At 63.0% G+C, this 15,070-nt stretch carries 15 protein-coding genes; 1 reads left to right on the top strand and 14 read right to left on the bottom strand.

Annotated features, from left to right (window positions below):
* Positions 1-63: 63 nt before the first annotated feature.
* Positions 64-807 (bottom strand): alpha/beta fold hydrolase, encoded by a 744-nt coding sequence (locus tag BLS51_RS24510; protein WP_090190924.1) that lies wholly within the window; start codon positions 805-807, stop codon positions 64-66.
* A gap of 210 nt (positions 808-1,017) precedes the next feature.
* Between BLS51_RS24510 and fnr the strand changes: the two genes are divergently transcribed.
* Positions 1,018-1,776 carry a fumarate/nitrate reduction transcriptional regulator Fnr gene (gene fnr, locus BLS51_RS24515; protein ID WP_090191021.1) on the top strand — a complete coding sequence of 253 codons (759 nt, stop codon included), beginning with the start codon at positions 1,018-1,020 and terminating at the stop codon, positions 1,774-1,776.
* On the opposite strand, the gene BLS51_RS24520 is transcribed toward fnr, so the two are convergent.
* From BLS51_RS24520 to BLS51_RS24580, 13 genes are all read right to left on the bottom strand, one after another.
* Positions 1,773-2,270, bottom strand: a complete 498-nt coding sequence (locus BLS51_RS24520; protein WP_090190921.1) for a FixH family protein — start codon at positions 2,268-2,270, stop codon at positions 1,773-1,775. The genes fnr and BLS51_RS24520 overlap by 4 nt on opposite strands.
* A gap of 10 nt (positions 2,271-2,280) precedes the next feature.
* Entirely contained in the window at positions 2,281-3,666 is a 1,386-nt protein-coding gene (ccoG, locus tag BLS51_RS24525) for a cytochrome c oxidase accessory protein CcoG (RefSeq protein WP_090190918.1), read from the bottom strand.
* Positions 3,663-4,646, bottom strand: coding sequence for a cytochrome-c oxidase, cbb3-type subunit III (gene ccoP / locus BLS51_RS24530; protein WP_090190916.1), 984 nt, complete (start codon positions 4,644-4,646; stop codon positions 3,663-3,665). Before ccoP ends, ccoG begins: the two co-directional genes overlap by 4 nt.
* Positions 4,639-4,800, bottom strand: a complete 162-nt coding sequence (locus BLS51_RS24535) for a cbb3-type cytochrome oxidase subunit 3 (protein ID WP_090190911.1) — start codon at positions 4,798-4,800, stop codon at positions 4,639-4,641. The genes ccoP and BLS51_RS24535 overlap by 8 nt, the downstream gene beginning before the upstream one ends.
* 1 nt (position 4,801) lies before the next feature.
* Positions 4,802-5,416, bottom strand: a complete 615-nt coding sequence (gene ccoO, locus BLS51_RS24540) for a cytochrome-c oxidase, cbb3-type subunit II (RefSeq protein ID WP_090190909.1) — start codon at positions 5,414-5,416, stop codon at positions 4,802-4,804.
* A gap of 12 nt (positions 5,417-5,428) precedes the next feature.
* Positions 5,429-6,850: a cytochrome-c oxidase, cbb3-type subunit I gene (gene ccoN / locus BLS51_RS24545; RefSeq protein ID WP_090190906.1), complete on the bottom strand. Its 1,422-nt coding sequence runs from the start codon at positions 6,848-6,850 to the stop codon at positions 5,429-5,431.
* Positions 6,851-6,941: 91 nt separating this feature from the next.
* Positions 6,942-7,103: a cbb3-type cytochrome oxidase assembly protein CcoS gene (ccoS, locus tag BLS51_RS24550; RefSeq protein WP_090190903.1), complete on the bottom strand. Its 162-nt coding sequence runs from the start codon at positions 7,101-7,103 to the stop codon at positions 6,942-6,944.
* A complete protein-coding gene (locus tag BLS51_RS24555) occupies positions 7,103-9,565 on the bottom strand; it encodes a heavy metal translocating P-type ATPase (protein WP_090190900.1) in 2,463 nt (820 codons plus the stop codon). The genes ccoS and BLS51_RS24555 overlap by 1 nt, the downstream gene beginning before the upstream one ends.
* Positions 9,544-10,389 (bottom strand): sulfite exporter TauE/SafE family protein, encoded by an 846-nt coding sequence (locus tag BLS51_RS24560; RefSeq protein ID WP_090190898.1) that lies wholly within the window; start codon positions 10,387-10,389, stop codon positions 9,544-9,546. Before BLS51_RS24560 ends, BLS51_RS24555 begins: the two co-directional genes overlap by 22 nt.
* 7 nt (positions 10,390-10,396) lie before the next feature.
* Entirely contained in the window at positions 10,397-11,809 is a 1,413-nt protein-coding gene (hemN, locus tag BLS51_RS24565) for an oxygen-independent coproporphyrinogen III oxidase (protein ID WP_090190895.1), read from the bottom strand.
* 2 nt (positions 11,810-11,811) lie between these two features.
* Complete coding sequence (locus tag BLS51_RS24570; RefSeq protein WP_090190893.1) at positions 11,812-13,452, bottom strand: methyl-accepting chemotaxis protein; 1,641 nt, start codon at positions 13,450-13,452, stop codon at positions 11,812-11,814.
* 138 nt (positions 13,453-13,590) lie between these two features.
* Complete coding sequence (gene yiaA, locus BLS51_RS24575) at positions 13,591-14,004, bottom strand: inner membrane protein YiaA (protein ID WP_090190890.1); 414 nt, start codon at positions 14,002-14,004, stop codon at positions 13,591-13,593.
* A gap of 68 nt (positions 14,005-14,072) precedes the next feature.
* Positions 14,073-15,011 carry a DUF808 domain-containing protein gene (locus BLS51_RS24580; protein ID WP_090190887.1) on the bottom strand — a complete coding sequence of 313 codons (939 nt, stop codon included), beginning with the start codon at positions 15,009-15,011 and terminating at the stop codon, positions 14,073-14,075.
* Positions 15,012-15,070: the final 59 nt, after the last annotated feature.

The raw sequence follows: 15,070 nt of genomic DNA on the forward strand, positions 1-15,070 counted from the left end.
CTCCTATCAAAGCGACAAGTTGGCAAGATACAAAAGCCGGCGTGTGCGCCGGCTTCATCTGGTTTAACGCTGGGCTGCGGCGAGGATGACTTCCGCCACCTTGGCTGGCTGCGACACCATCGGCACGTGGCTGGTGGGCAGCGTGGTGGTGAAGGCGTTGATTTTCTTCGCAAACGCCTGTTCAAGTTCCGGCGAGATCATGCGGTCCTTGCTGGCGACGATGTAGTAGTTGGCCTTGTTTTTCCAGGCAGCTACGGTGGTGGTGTCGCTGAAGGCTTTGGCAGCGATCGGGCCCTGGGTGGCGGCGATCAGCGCGGCCTTGGCGGCTGGCACATCCTGGGCGAAGTTTTTCGCCACCGAGTCGGCTGGCAGCCACAGGTAGCCGCCGGCGTCGGCTTTCAGCGTGGCGATGCCTGGCGGCACAGGATAATCCTTGCCCAGGTTGCCACTGGCTTCACCTTCCGACGGCGCGAAGGCGGCCACGTAGACCAGCGCCTTGATCTTGTCGCTGGTGCCGGCTTCGGTAATCACGGTGCCGCCCCACGAGTGGCCGACCAGTACCACTTTGCCGGTTTGCGCGTCCACCACGCGCTGGGTGGCGGCGACGTCGTCGGCCAGCGAGCTCAGCGGGTTTTGCACGGCGACCACCTTGTAGCCTTTGGCCGTCAGGATCGGAATGACTTTGTCCCAGCTGGAACCGTCGGCAAAGGCGCCGTGGACCAGCACGATGGTGGTGTCACTGGCTGGCGCGGCCTGGGCGAAGGTGGCGGCGGCGAACAGGGCGGAGGCGATCAAGGTGCGTTTCATGATGTGTTTCCTTTCAGTAGTTGGCTATTAAGTCGTGCTCGATGTAGTGATAATAGTGCACAACTAAATCGTATGCAACATAAAAAGTTTAAATATTTGTTGAAACCTGTGCTGCCGCTGCCGTGCTAGAACGCGTGGCGCGGGGGAATACCTGATTGGATGAGTGCGGAATAGCCAGCAAAATTGATGTTGATGGGCTACACTAGCCGCATGATACGAGAACTTCCTTCGCTGGTTATCCCCGGCGCGACGATTGAGGTCCTGAAGGCGAGTTGCGCCTCCTGCAGCATGCACCAGTTGTGCCTGCCGATGGGCCTGGATAATAACGACATGGCACGGCTGGACCAGATCATCGGCCGCCGTAAAAAGGTGGCCCGTGGCGCCACGCTGTTCCGTATTGGCGATCCATTCCAGAACCTGTACGCGATCCGCCTCGGCCATTTCAAGACTTACCAGGTCAACCGTGAGGGCGCGGAGCAGATCACCGGCTTCCAGATGGCCGGCGAGCTGCTGGGCATGGACGCGATCAGCGCCGACCAGCACCATTGCACCGCCATCGCGCTGGAAGACAGCGAGGTGTGCGAAATTCCTTTCGGCACGCTGCAAACCTTGCTGGCGGAAATGCCGACGCTGCTGCGCCATTTCCACCGCATGATGAGCCAGGAAATCACCCGCGAGCAAAGCGTGATGCTGTTGCTGGGCAATATGCAGGCGACCCAGCGCTTCGCCGCCTTCCTGGTCAACCTGTCGTCACGCTACGAGGCGCGCGGCTATTCGCCAACCACCTTCCAGCTGCGCATGTCGCGCGAGGAAATCGGCAACTACCTGGGCCTGACCATCGAGAGTATTTCGCGCCTGCTGTCGAAGTTCAAGAAAGAAGGCCTGCTGCGCGTCAGCAACCGCGAAATCGAGTTGCTGGATGCACGCACCTTGAAAGCCATCACCGCCGGCACCGAGACTTGCGGTTAATCCGGTAGCAGCGTGATGTCACGCTGCTTCGGCCAGATCCAGGCGCCGGCCAGGCGCCATTCGCGTTTTTCCCCTTCCACCAGCACCACCCAGCGGCTGCGCTCCAGCATCGGCAGGCGCACGCTGAAGCTGCCATCCGCTTGCGGCACCACAATCAGCTTCAGGTCCTTGGCCGGCTGCGTCGCATGCGACAGGCTGACCATCAGCGGGCCGGTATCGGCACGGTTGATGCGGCCGGTCAGCTGGCCGTTGGCGGCGTCGTAGCCCAGTTCCACCGACAGGCCCATCTGCGCCGCCACATGGTCGCGCCGCAGGTCCTGGTTGATGGCCTTGCCCTGCTTGTAGTAATCGCCCACCACCACCGCGTCCGGCGTCTGGATGGCGAGATAGGTGGCGTAGCCGGTGGCCGCCATGATGATGGCCGGGCCGGCCATCAGCAGCCACGGCCAGCGGTGTTTCCACCACGGGGCGACAGGTGCGGCAAGTGTGTTCATGGCATTCTCCTTAGCGCGGCACGATAAATACCGCAGATTCTTTCACATGCAGCGACGGATCGTCGACTGCGGTCAGCGTGACTTCAATCTTGTTCGAGCCCGGCTGGCCGGCGCCGTGCGCGGCGCGCAGGCGGATCGGATGGGCGCGGGTTTCGGTGGCTTCCACCCGCACCAGGTCGGCGGCGGCCACGGCCAGCGTAGGCATGCCGCTGACGGTAATCTTGTACACATGCTCCTGTTCGGAGGTATTCATGATCTGCAGGCGGTAGACGTTTTCGATCATGCCGTCCTCCACTTCGCGGCCCATCGAGCCACGGTCGCGGATCACGTCCAGCTTCAGCGGCGTGCGCAGGTAGAGCGAGGTACAGGCGGCGATGACGATCAGGCCCAGCACGGCCGTGTAGATGCGCACGCGCGGGCGCGTGGCGCGGCGGCGGATCTCGGTCGGCGTCAGGTGCTCGTCCATCGCGCGCTCGGTGCTGTAGCGGATCAGGCCGCGCGCCTGGCCGGTCTTGTCCATGACGATGTTGCAGGCGTCGATGCAGGCGGCGCAGCCGATGCACTCGTATTGCAGGCCGTTGCGGATGTCGATGCCGGTCGGGCAGACCTGCACGCACAGCGAGCAGTCGATGCACGAGCCGCCATTGCCGTTCTTGTTCTTGGCCAGCGGGCCGCGTGGTTCGCCGCGTTCGGTGTCGTAGGTGATGATCAGCGTGTCGCGGTCGAACATCGAGCTCTGGAAGCGGGCATACGGGCACATGTATTTGCATACCTGTTCGCGCAGCCAGCCGGCGTTGCCGTAGGTGGCGAAGCTGTAGAACAGCACCCAGAACCATTCCCACGGACCGAAGTTGAAGGTCCACACTTCGTTCATCAGGTGCTTGATCGGCGTGAAGTAGCCGACGAAGGTGAAGCCGGTCCACAGCGCCACCGTCAGCCAGGCGATGTGCTTGGCGGTTTTCTTACCGGCTTTTTTGACCGACAGCGGCTGGCGGTCAAGCGCGATGCGGGCGCTGCGCGGACCTTCGATCTTGCGTTCGATCCACAGGAAGATTTCGGTATACACCGTTTGCGGGCAGGTGAAACCGCACCACACCCGCCCTGCTATCGCTGTCGCCAGGAACAGCAGGTAGGCGCTGATGATCAGCAGCACCGCGAGGTAGATAAAATCCTGCGGCCACAGGACCAGGCCAAAGATGTAGAACTTGCGTGTGCCCAGGTCAAACAGCAGGGCCTGACGGTCGTTCCATTGCAACCACGGCGTACAGTAGAAAGCAAGCTGCGTCAGCCAGACAAACAACCAGCGCAGACGGGCATATTTACCGTCAACCTCGCGAGGGTAGATCTCCTCGCGTTTTGCATACATCTTGATGACTTGTTCCTGTGGGGTGTTCATTTTGTTTCTGCTATCGGTGGATCGGTAGGAGTGGCAGCGGTGGCTGCAGGCGTAACTGCTGGAACCGCCTTTGTATCATTCGACAAACTCCATACATACGCTGCCAGCACATGGACCTTGGCGTCACCCAGGAAGTCGGCGAATGCCGGCATGGTGGCGGTACGGCCCTTGTTGATGGTTTCCTTGATCGTCTCGATGCTGCCGCCGAACAGCCAGATCCTGTCGGTCAGGTTAGGCGCGCCCAGCATCTGGTTGCCCTTGCCGTCGGCACCGTGGCAGGCCATGCAGGCAGCGAACTTGTCTTTGCCGAACACCGCCTTGATCGGGTCGTGGGTCGATTTGGACAGGCTCAGCACATAGTGCGCCACCGCCTCCACTTCCTTGTCGCCGCCTACCGCCGCACCCATCGGTGGCATCATGCCGGCGCGGCCGTGCATGATGGTTTCCTTGATGGTTTCCGGCGCGCCGCCAAACAGCCAGTCCTTGTCGGTCAGGTTGGGGAAGCCCTTGTTGCCGCGTGCGTCAGAGCCGTGGCACTGGGCGCAGTAGGTCAGGAACAGGCGTTCGCCGATGGCGTGCGCTTGCGGATCGGCTGCCACCGCTTTCAGGTCCTGCTTCTGGAACTGGGCGAACAGCGGGCCGTATTCGGCGTCGGCTTTTTTCAGCTCTTGCTCGTACTCGCCGCTGGATTTCCAGCCCAGCTTGCCGGCGTAGGAACCCAGGCCCGGATACAGGAACAGATAGGCCAGCGCAAACACGATGGTGATGTAGAACAGCCACATCCACCAGCGCGGCATCGGCGTATTCAGCTCGGTCAGGTCATCGTCCCAGACGTGGCCGGTGGTGTCGACATTGACGTCGCTGCGCACGCCGACTTTGACCTTGGATTGCGAATACAGCAGGATGCCGCAGCCGATGATGCCCAGCAGCGTCAGCGCGGCGATGTAGATGTCCCAGAAGCCGTTGGTGAAATCAGCCATGGCGCTTCTCCTCGTCGTCGGCGAACGGCAGCGCGGCTGCCGTGGCGAAGTCGGCGTCCTTGTGGTGCACATAAGCCCACCACAGGATGCCCGCGAAAGTGATGAACGAGACCACCGTCATCACGCTGCTGGCGTTGTCAAACAGGATATCCATGCTAGTTCCTCGCTTTGATCAGGGTGCCCAGGCCTTGCAGGTAGGCGATCAGGGCGTCTTCTTCAGTCTTGTCCTTGAGCTCTTCCGGTGCGGCGGCGATCTCGGCGTCGGTGTACGGCACGCCAATGCGGCGCAGCGCGCGCATCTTCGGCTGCACCTCGGCCGGCACCAGCGCGGTTTTCGACAGCCATGGATAGTTCGGCATATTCGATTCCGGCACCACGTCACGCGGATTGTTCAGGTGGGTGCGGTGCCATTCGTCGGAGTAGCGGCCGCCCACGCGCGCCAGGTCGGGCCCGGTACGCTTGGAGCCCCACTGGAACGGGTGGTCGTAGACGAACTCGCCCGCCACCGAGTAGTGGCCATAGCGCTCGGTCTCGGCGCGCAGCGGACGCACCATCTGCGAGTGGCAGTTGTAGCAGCCTTCACGCACGTAGATGTCGCGGCCGGTCAGGCGCAGCGGCGAATACGGCTTCAGGCCCGCCACCGGCTCGGTGGTCGATTTCTGGAAGAACAGCGGCACGATCTCGACGGCGCCGCCGACGCTGACCACCAGCGTCACCAGCGCGATCAGCAGCCAGGGATTTTTCTCGATCCATTCATGTGAAAATTTCATACTGTGCTCCGATTAAGCGTGGGCCGGGTTCACTGCCGGAATCGGCGCGACCGCAGTCTTGGTGTTACGCAAAGTCATCCAGGTGTTGTAAGCCATCACGCACATGCCGGTCAGATACAGCGCGCCGCCGGCGACCCGCACCACGTAGTACGGATAGGTGGCTTTGACGCTTTCCGCGAAGGTGAAGGTCAGCGTGCCGTCCGGATTGACCGCGCGCCACATCAGGCCTTGCATCACGCCGGCAATCCACATCGCGGCGATGTACAGCACCACGCCGATGGTGGCAACCCAGAAGTGCAGGTCGATCAGCTTGGTCGAATACATCTTCTGCTGGTCGGCCAGGCGCGGGATGATGTAGTAGATCGAACCCATGGTGATGAAGCCCACCCAGCCCAGCGCGCCACCGTGGACGTGTGCAACGGTCCAGTCGGTGTAGTGCGACAGCGAGTTGATGGTTTTGATCGACATCATCGGACCTTCGAAGGTGGCGATGCCGTAGAACGACAGCGAAACGATCATGAACTTCAGGATCGGGTCGGTGCGCAGCTTGTGCCAGGCGCCCGACAGCGTCATCATGCCGTTGATCATGCCGCCCCAGCTTGGCGCCAGCAGCACCAGCGAGAACACCATGCCGACCGATTGCGTCCAGTCCGGCAGTGCGGTGTAGTGCAGGTGGTGCGGACCGGCCCACATATAGGTGAAGATCAGCGCCCAGAAGTGCACGATCGACAAACGATATGAATACACCGGACGTTCGGCCTGCTTCGGAATGAAGTAGTAGACCATGCCCAGGTAGCCGGCGGTCAGGATGAAGCCCACCGCATTGTGGCCGTACCACCACTGGATCATCGCGTCCTGTACGCCGGCGTAGACCGAGTACGATTTGAACAGCGAGGCCGGCATCGACATGCCGTTGACCACGTGCAGAATGGTCACCGCGATGATGTAGGCGGCAAAGAACCAGTTGGCGACGTAGATGTGCTTGACCTTGCGCTTGATGAGCGTGCCGAAGAACACCACGGCGTAGGAAACCCACACCAGCGCGATCAGAATCGCGATCGGCCATTCCAGCTCGGCGTATTCCTTGCCGCGGGTGAAACCCATCGGCAGCGTAACAACCGCGCTCAGGATGACCGCTTGCCAGCCCCAGAAGGTGAAGGCGGCCAGCTTATCGGAGAACAGCCGCACCTGGCAGGTGCGCTGTACCACGTAGTAAGAAGTAGCAAACAGGCCGCAGATACCAAACGCAAAAATCACCGCGTTGGTATGCAGCGGACGCAGACGGCCATAAGTCAGCCATGGAATGTCCAGATTCAGCGCCGGCCAGGCAAGCTGGGCCGCGATGATGACGCCAACGAGCATGCCGATGACGCCCCAGACTACGGTCGCAATCGTGAACTGCTTGACGACCTTGTAGTTGTAATGATGATCCAATTTTGTTCTCCCCAGAACACTTTGATGATGTACGTCAAAGGTTACTTAGGAGAAGCTTAAAAATCCTTGATATAAGTCAAAATCTGCCGGATCACTTGGTGTCAGGCGGAGGATTGTCATCGTCTTGCAGGATGCGCAGCGCCGGGCCGACCAGGTCGTCGAACTGGCCATCGTCGGAGGCGCGGAAGAAGATCCACAGCGCGACAAACACCAGGATCACGCTGAGCGGAATCAGCAGGTAGAGTGCTTCCATCAAGTTTTCCTTCGCAGCCGCAGCGCATTCAGCACCACCACCGCCGAACTGGCCGCCATACCGATGCCGGACAGCCAGGGGTTGAGCAGGCCGATGGCGGCGGCCGGAATCGCCGTCACGTTGTACAGCATGGCCCAGCCGAGGTTCTGGCGGATGATCTGCATGGTGCGTTCGGCGGTGCGGGCGCTGTCCGCCACCGCGCCGAGGCGGCCGTTGAGCAGCACCGCGTCCGCATGGGCCTGCGCCAGCGCGGCGCCGCTGCCCATGGCAAACGAGACGTCGGCCGCACCCAGCACGGCGGCGTCGTTGATGCCGTCGCCGATCATCGCCACCACGCAGCCACGGCGTTGCAGTTGTTGTACGAAATTCAGCTTGTCGGCCGGCAGGTAGCCGCCGACGGTGGTTTCAATGCCGAGCTGATCGCCAACGCGGCGCGCCAGCACGTCATCGTCGCCGCTGACCAGCACCACGGTCTTGCCGGCCTTGCGGAAGTAATCGACGGTGTCCTGTGCATCGGGCCGCAGACCGTCGTGCAGGTGGAAGCAGGCCAGCCACTGGCCTTCAACACCCAGGTAGACCGGCGTGACACCTTCCGCATGTTCGCGCGGCGGTGGCAGGCCGGCAATACCGGCCACAAACTGCGCGCTGCCGAGGCGGTAGCGGCGGTTGTGTACCGTGCCTTCCAGGCCGCAGCCGGCGGTTTCGGTCAGCGTGGCGGCGCTCCAGTTCTCGCGTCCCGCCTCGTCGGCGGCATTGACGATGGCGCGTGCCAGCGGATGGGCGCTGCCGGCTTCCAGCGTGGCGGCCACTTGCAGGCAGAAGTCGGCGCGCATCGCGCCCAGTTGGTGGATGTTTTGCAGCACCGGCCGGCCCCAGGTCAGCGTCCCGGTTTTATCCAGCACGATGTGGGTGGTGCGGTACAGCGTTTCCAGCGTTTGCGGGCCGGTCACCAGCACGCCCTGGCGCAGCAGCTGGTCGGTGGCGGCGGCCAGCGCGGTGGGCGTGGCCAGTGACAGCGCGCACGGGCAGGACACTACCAGCACGGCGATCGCGATCGGCCAGGCGCGCACCGCGCTGCCATCGAGCCAGAACCAGAAGCCGAAGGCCGATAAGGCAAACAGCAGCAAGCCGGCGACAAAGTAGGCGGCCACGCGGTCGGCCCACAGCGAGATGCGCGGTTTCTCGCCGCCGGCGCGGTTGATCAGTTTAATCAGGTCGGACAAGGTGCTGTCCTGCGCCTTGCGGGTGACGCGGGCGATGATCATGCTGCCAGCGTTGATGGCGCCGCCGGGAATGGCGTCGCCGACGTTTTTCGGCACAGGCGCGCTCTCGCCGCTCAGCAGCGACAGGTCGAGCGAGGTGCGGCCTTCGATGATGACGCTGTCGGCAGCCACCGCTTCACCGGGCTTGATAACAATGATGTTATCCACAGCCAGCGCCGCCGCGCGCACGATGGTGGCGGCGCTGCTGGCCGGGTAGTTTTCCAGCAGCGAGGCGGATGCGGGCAGCGCATGCTGCAATCGTTCCAGCGCGGCGCCGGCCTTGCGGCGTGCGCGCAGTTCCAGATAGCGGCTGCACAGCAGCAGGAAGATGAACATCGTCACCGAATCGAACCACACGTCGCCCTGGCCGGTGAAGGTGGCGATGACGCTTGCGCCGAAAGCGGCGGCGATGCCCAGCGCCACCGGCACGTCCATGCCCAGCGTGCGGGCGCGCAGTCCGCTCCAGGCGCCGCGCCAGAACGGCAGCGCGGAGTACAGGATGGCCGGCAGCGTCAATAGCAGACTGGCCCAGCGCAGCAGCGAGGCCATGTCGCTATCCAGCGTGCCATCTCCGGCGGCCAGGTAGGACGGAGCCACATACATCATCACCTGCATCATTGACAGGCCGGCGACGAACAACTGGCGGCCCAGCGTTTTCGAGGCGCGGCGCTGCTGGTCGGCGTGGCGGTCGACATCGTAGGGATAGGCCGAATAGCCGATGGTGTGCAACGCGCCGAGGATGTCGCCGGGCTGGCAGCGGTCTTGTTGCCAGCGCACGTACAGGCGTTCGGTGGCGACGTTCAGCTGCGCGCTGTCGACGCCGGGCAGGCGCGCCAGGCGCTGTTCGATCAGCCACACGCAGGCGGCGCAGCGGATGCCTTCCACCGTGAAGGTGGATTCGCGGCTGTCTTCATCCAGCGCGAAACGCGGATCGGCGTTGTCATACAGTTGCAGTTCCGGCGGCAGCTGCTGCGCGCCTTCGGCACTGGCGGCGTAGGCGGTGCGGTCGCGATAGTAGCTTTCCTGGCCAAGATCGACGATGGTTTGCGCGACTGCCGCGCAACCGGGACAGCACATGGTGTGCGCGGCGCCGGCGATGTTGACGGTCCACGCGGCGTTGTCGACCACGGCCGGCAGTGGCTGGCCGCAGTGGTAGCACGGCGCAGCTTCGGCGTCGTTCAGTGGTTTGGTGTGAGGCATAACATTTCCATCCATTCGGGCGTGACGCCACCCGCTGCGCGGGCAAGCCCGATCACGCCGAAGGCCAGCACCAGCAGGCCGCAGGCGATGCGCATGGAGCGGCGCTGCATCGCTTGCTGTACGCGCGCACCGACCAGGCCAAGGCTGGTCAGCATCGGCAGCGTGCCGAGGCCGAAGGCCAGCATCATGGCGGCGCCGTTGGTGGCGGAGCTGCTCAGCATGGCGGTGGTCAGCGCGCTGTAGACCATGCCGCAGGGTAGCCATCCCCACAGCGCGCCGAGGGCGAAGGATTTTGCGGCGGTGTCGGCGGGCATCAGGGTTTTCATGGCCGGACCGATGACGGGTTGGGCGCGTTGCCACAGCACGCGGCCGCCCTGCTCCAGTATGGCCAGGCCGCGCCAGGCGTTCATCAGGTACAGGCCGAGGGCGACCAGCATCAGGTTGGCCAGCCAGTAGAAGCCCATTTGCACGCCGGCCACGGTGGCCATGTTGCGCGCGCCGCCGGCCAGGCCACCGGCCAGCGCGCCGGCCAGCATATAGCTGCTGATACGGCCGGCGTTATACGCCAGCACCTGCGGCAGCGCGCCAGCGTGCGATCGCGGGTGCGCTGCGGTCGCAACCGCGATCGGGATGGCGCGGCGAACCGGCATGGCCGCATGCGCTGGCGCCATGCCGTCGGGCACTGTGGTGGCGCTTGCGCGCACGGCGTCGCGCGGCCGCGCGGCGGCAGACATCGCGGTAACAATCCCGCCGCACATGCCGGCGCAGTGGATGCTGCCGGCCAGGCCGACAACAAACACTGGCAGTAGCTGTGCAGCGTTCATGGCATCCTCAGATGGTCTTCGAGTAGCGCAGCGGTTGCGGCGCGATGTCCTGCGCCACGCCAAGATAGCGGTCGAACACCATGCAGATATTGCGGATCAGCAGACGGCCTTTCGGCGTCACCGAAATCCATTCATCGTCGATGGTCATCAGGCCATCCTCCTCGAAGGCTTTCAGCTTGCCCAGCTCCGTCTCGAAATACTGGCGGAACTTGATCGGAAAGCCCTGCTCGATCGACGACATCGACAACTCGAAATTGCACATCAGCTTGGCGATTACAATCCGGCGCAGCAGGTCGTCGTTATCCAGCTTGATGCCGCGCGTGATCGGCAGCACGCCGCCGTCGAGTTTTTCGTAATACGCGTCCAGCGTTTTCTCATTCTGGCTATAGGTCGCACCGACCGCGCTGATGGCCGACACGCCGCACGAAATCAGCTCCGCTTCGGCGCGCGTCGAATAACCCTGGAAGTTGCGCTGCAAACGGCCCTGGCGCTGCGCCACCGCCAGCTCATCATCCGGCTTGGCGAAATGGTCCATGCCGATGTAGATGTAGCCGGCGTCGCACAAACGCTGAATGCTCATCTTCAGCAGTTCCAGCTTGACTGCCGGCGACGGCATATCGGCATCGGCGATGCGGCGCTGCGGCTTGAAGATGTGCGGCAGGTGCGCGTAGTTGTACAGCGCGATACGGTCGGGCGAGGCAGCTATCACCTTGTCCAGCGTTTGCGTCATGCTGGCGATGGTCTGCTTCGGCAGGCCGTAAATCAGGTCGATGCTGATCGAGCGGTAGCCGGCGGCACGCGCGGCATCCATCACGGCGCGCGTTTCCGCTTCCGGCTGGATGCGGTTGACCGCCTTCTGCACATCCGGATCGAAATCCTGCACGCCGAGGCTGATACGGTTGAAGCCCTGCTTGCGCAGGCTGTGCACGCGCTCCACGCTGACCGTGCGCGGATCGATCTCGATCGAATACTCGCCGTGCGCGTCATCGGCAAAGTCGAAGTTGGCATGCAGGTGCGCCATCAGGTCGCCCATCTGCTTGTCGCTCAGATAGGTCGGCGTGCCGCCGCCAAAGTGCAGCTGCTCGATCTGTCCCATGCCGTCGAACAAACGCCCCTGCATATCGATTTCCTGCTTCAGGTAGCCGAGGTAGACGGCCGCCTTGCTGCGATCCTTGGTGACGATCTTGTTGCAGCCGCAGTAGTAGCAGATCGTATCGCAGAACGGGATATGCACGTACAGCGACAGCGGGCGGCGGATGCGGCGCATGCGCAGGCCGGCCACCGCTTCCAGGAACTGGCCGTAGCCAAAGTCGTTCTGGAAGCGGTCGGCGGTCGGATACGAGGTATAGCGTGGTCCCGATTGACTCAGTTTGCCAATGATCTCGGCGTCAAATTCAACGGGTGGGAAAGGCGTAATCATAGTTATGCTGCGAGGCGTTTCACTGAGGTTGAAGACTTCTGGGACGCAGCCGCACGCGATGCGCGCGAGCTGCGGGCCGGGCCGAATTTGAACAGGCTGACCGCTTGTGTCAGGCCGCCCGCTTCCAGCGCCAGGCTGGCGGTGGCGGCAGCTGCCTCTTCGACCAGCGCGGCGTTCTGCTGCGTGACCTGGTCCATATGGGCGATGGCGGAATTGACTTGGTCGACGCCGATGCTTTGCTCGTGCGAGGCGACCGAAATTTCACGCATGATGGCGGTGACCTGCTGCACCGAGGCCACCACTTCCTTCATCGTGGCGCCGGCGCGGTCGACCTGCAGCATGCCGGCACTGACCTTGCCCACCGAGACGTCGATCAGGTTCTTGATATCCTTGGCGGCGGTCGCGCTGCGTTGCGCCAGGTTGCGCACCTCGCCGGCCACCACCGCGAAGCCGCGGCCCTGTTCACCGGCGCGCGCCGCTTCGACTGCTGCATTCAGCGCCAGGATATTGGTCTGGAAGGCGATCCCTTCGATCAGGCCGATGATGTCGACAATCTTGCGCGACGAGTTGTTGATTTCGTCCATGGTGGCGATGACGTCGGCGACGATTTCGCCGCCCTGCACTGCCACGTCGGAGGCGTTCTGCGCCAGCTTGTTGGCCTGCTCGGAGTTGTCGGCATTCTGCTTGACGGTGGACGAGAACTCCTCGACGCTGGACGCGGTTTCTTCCAGGCTGGCGGCCTGCGCTTCGGTGCGGCCGGACAGGTCGGCATTGCCGGCGGCGATCTGGCGGGTGGCCACGGCCATCGTCTCAACGTTGACGCGCACGTCGCGGATAGTGGCGATCAGGTTGCTGTTCATCTGTTCCAGCGCGCGCAGCAGCTGGCCCACTTCGTCGGTGGCGTGGGTTTCAAAAGTGCCGGACAGGTCGCCGGCGGCAATCGCGCGGGCGCCGTGCAGCGCACGGTCGAGCGGCTGCAGCACCGAAACGCGCAGCGTGTACCACAGGAAGACGTTGATCAGCAGGCCGACAAAGGTGGCGGCAAAGATGCCGTAGTTGTTGGCGGTATTCCCGTTCAGCAGGGCGGCGGCGCAGACGCTCATCTGCAGCACGTTGACCAGGCTGGTGGCGGCCCAGATGCGGAAGCCGAGCGAGGTATGGCTCAGGCGCGACAGCAGCGTGCCGAAGCCGGGTTCGATCACCTGGCCGTTCTTGATGCGGATGCCGTGGTTGCTTTCGGTGCGGATGGTACGGTAGACCTGGTCCGCCTTGGCGATCTGGTGGCGCTCGGCCTTGACCCGCACCGACATGTAGCCGATGGTCTTGCCGTGTTCGCGGATCGGCGTGATGTTGGCGCGCACCCAGTAGAAATCGCCGTTCTTGCAGCGGTTCTTGACGACGCCGGTCCATGGCGTGCCATCCTTCAGCGAGGCCCACAGGTCGGCAAAGGCTTCGGCTGGCATGTCCGGGTGGCGGACGATGTTTTGCGGCTGGCCCAACAGTTCTTCTTCGCTGAAGCCGCTGACCTGCATGAAATACGGGTTCACATAGGTGATGTTGCCGTTCAGGTCAGTCTTCGACACGATGGCCTGGTCGTCCAGGACTTCTACTTCGCGATTGGTGACTGGTTGATTGTTGCGCATTCGTCTCTCCGGGCGGTTTTATTGCTTTATCGCAATGGATATGATCAGTTTACGTAGTCCACCTGTCGAATTTATTGATTTAGATCAAATTTCGCCGGAATGGAGGGGGTATGCCTCCATTCCGTCAAGGCGGACAGGTCAGAGGTTTTGGTTGGAACGCTGGGCGGGCTTGGTGGCGGTCAGGTCGCGCACATTTTTCTGCACGGTGACGGCTGCGAACAAGCTAAGCACGAAGGCCATGCCGTAAAAGCCCTTCTCACTTAGCGCTAGCTGGGCGTTCCATAAGCCGATTAATAACAGCAAAATTGCCAGGAGTACAGACATCCAGCACAGTCCGTAGTACAGGGATGAAACTGGTATACCTTCGCTGCGGTCGCGGACGGATTTCTGTAGCGAAATAGCGGCAAACAGTCCGTACATCAGAATGGTGAAGTAGTAGCCCTTCTCGTTGAGCGCCATGTTGGCGTTCCACAGGCCGATGATGAAGGTGAGGCAGCCGGCCAGCAGGGCCAGCCAGGAGGCGCCGACGAAGGCGTTGGAGGGAGTGCTCATGCAGTGCTCCTTGTCGAAATGGAAAGCGAGCGCCGGGATGGCGCTCGTTCCATATCAGAGCAGAAGACTCATGCTGGCTTTTTGACCAGGCGCAGCACTTTGCTGCCGAGGGTGACCACGGCCAGCGCCAAGGCGCCGGCGATGACGCCTGCGACCGCGTCCAGCAGGCTAGGCACGATCACGCCCAGTACCGGGCCGACCGTCGGCGTGGCGGCCGCTGCTTGGGTGGCGTGGTGGATGAGGTCGTGGGCGAACGGCAGGCCGTGGGTCAGGATGCCGCCGCCGACCATGAACATGGCCAGCGTGCCGACGATGCCCAGCGTCTTCATCAGCAACGGCGCCGCCGACAGCAGCAGGCGGCCCAGCGCCTGCACCGCCGCACCGCCGCGCTGGGTCAGGTACAGGCCGGCGTCGTCCATCTTGACGATGGCAGCCACCAGGCCGTACACACCGACCGTCATCACCAGCGCGATGCCGACCACCACCGTTACCTGTTGCGCAAAGGCCGCCGTTGCCACCGTGCCCAGCGCGATGACGATGATTTCCGCCGACAGGATGAAGTCGGTGCGCACAGCGCCCTTGATCTTTTCCTTTTCCAGCGCCACCAGGTCGACCTCGGGATTGGCCAGCGCGGCGTGCAGTTCCTGCTTGTGGCCGTCGTCCTCCTTGGAATGGAACAGGCTGTGGGCAATCTTCTCGAAGCCCTCGAAGCACAGATACAGGCCGCCGATCATCAGCAGCGGCGTGATCGCCCACGGCGCAAAGGCGCTGATCGCCAGCGCCGCCGGCACCAGGATGGCCTTGTTCTTCAGCGAACCGACCGCCACCGCCCACACCACCGGCAACTCGCGCTCGGCGCGCACGCCGGCCACCTGCTGCGCATTCAGCGCCAGGTCATCGCCAAGCACGCCGGCGGTTTTCTTGGCGGCGACCTTGCTCATCGCAGCGACATCGTCGAGGATGGTGGCGATATCGTCGATCAGCATTAACAGGCTGGAACCGGCCATCTTGTGCAACTCCTTAGTAGTTTGATAGACAATATTAACCCAAGCGGGCGACAGCACGA

Origin of the sequence: Duganella sp. OV510, from assembly GCF_900100205.1 — a bacterium.
Lineage (GTDB): Bacteria > Pseudomonadota > Gammaproteobacteria > Burkholderiales > Burkholderiaceae_D > Rugamonas.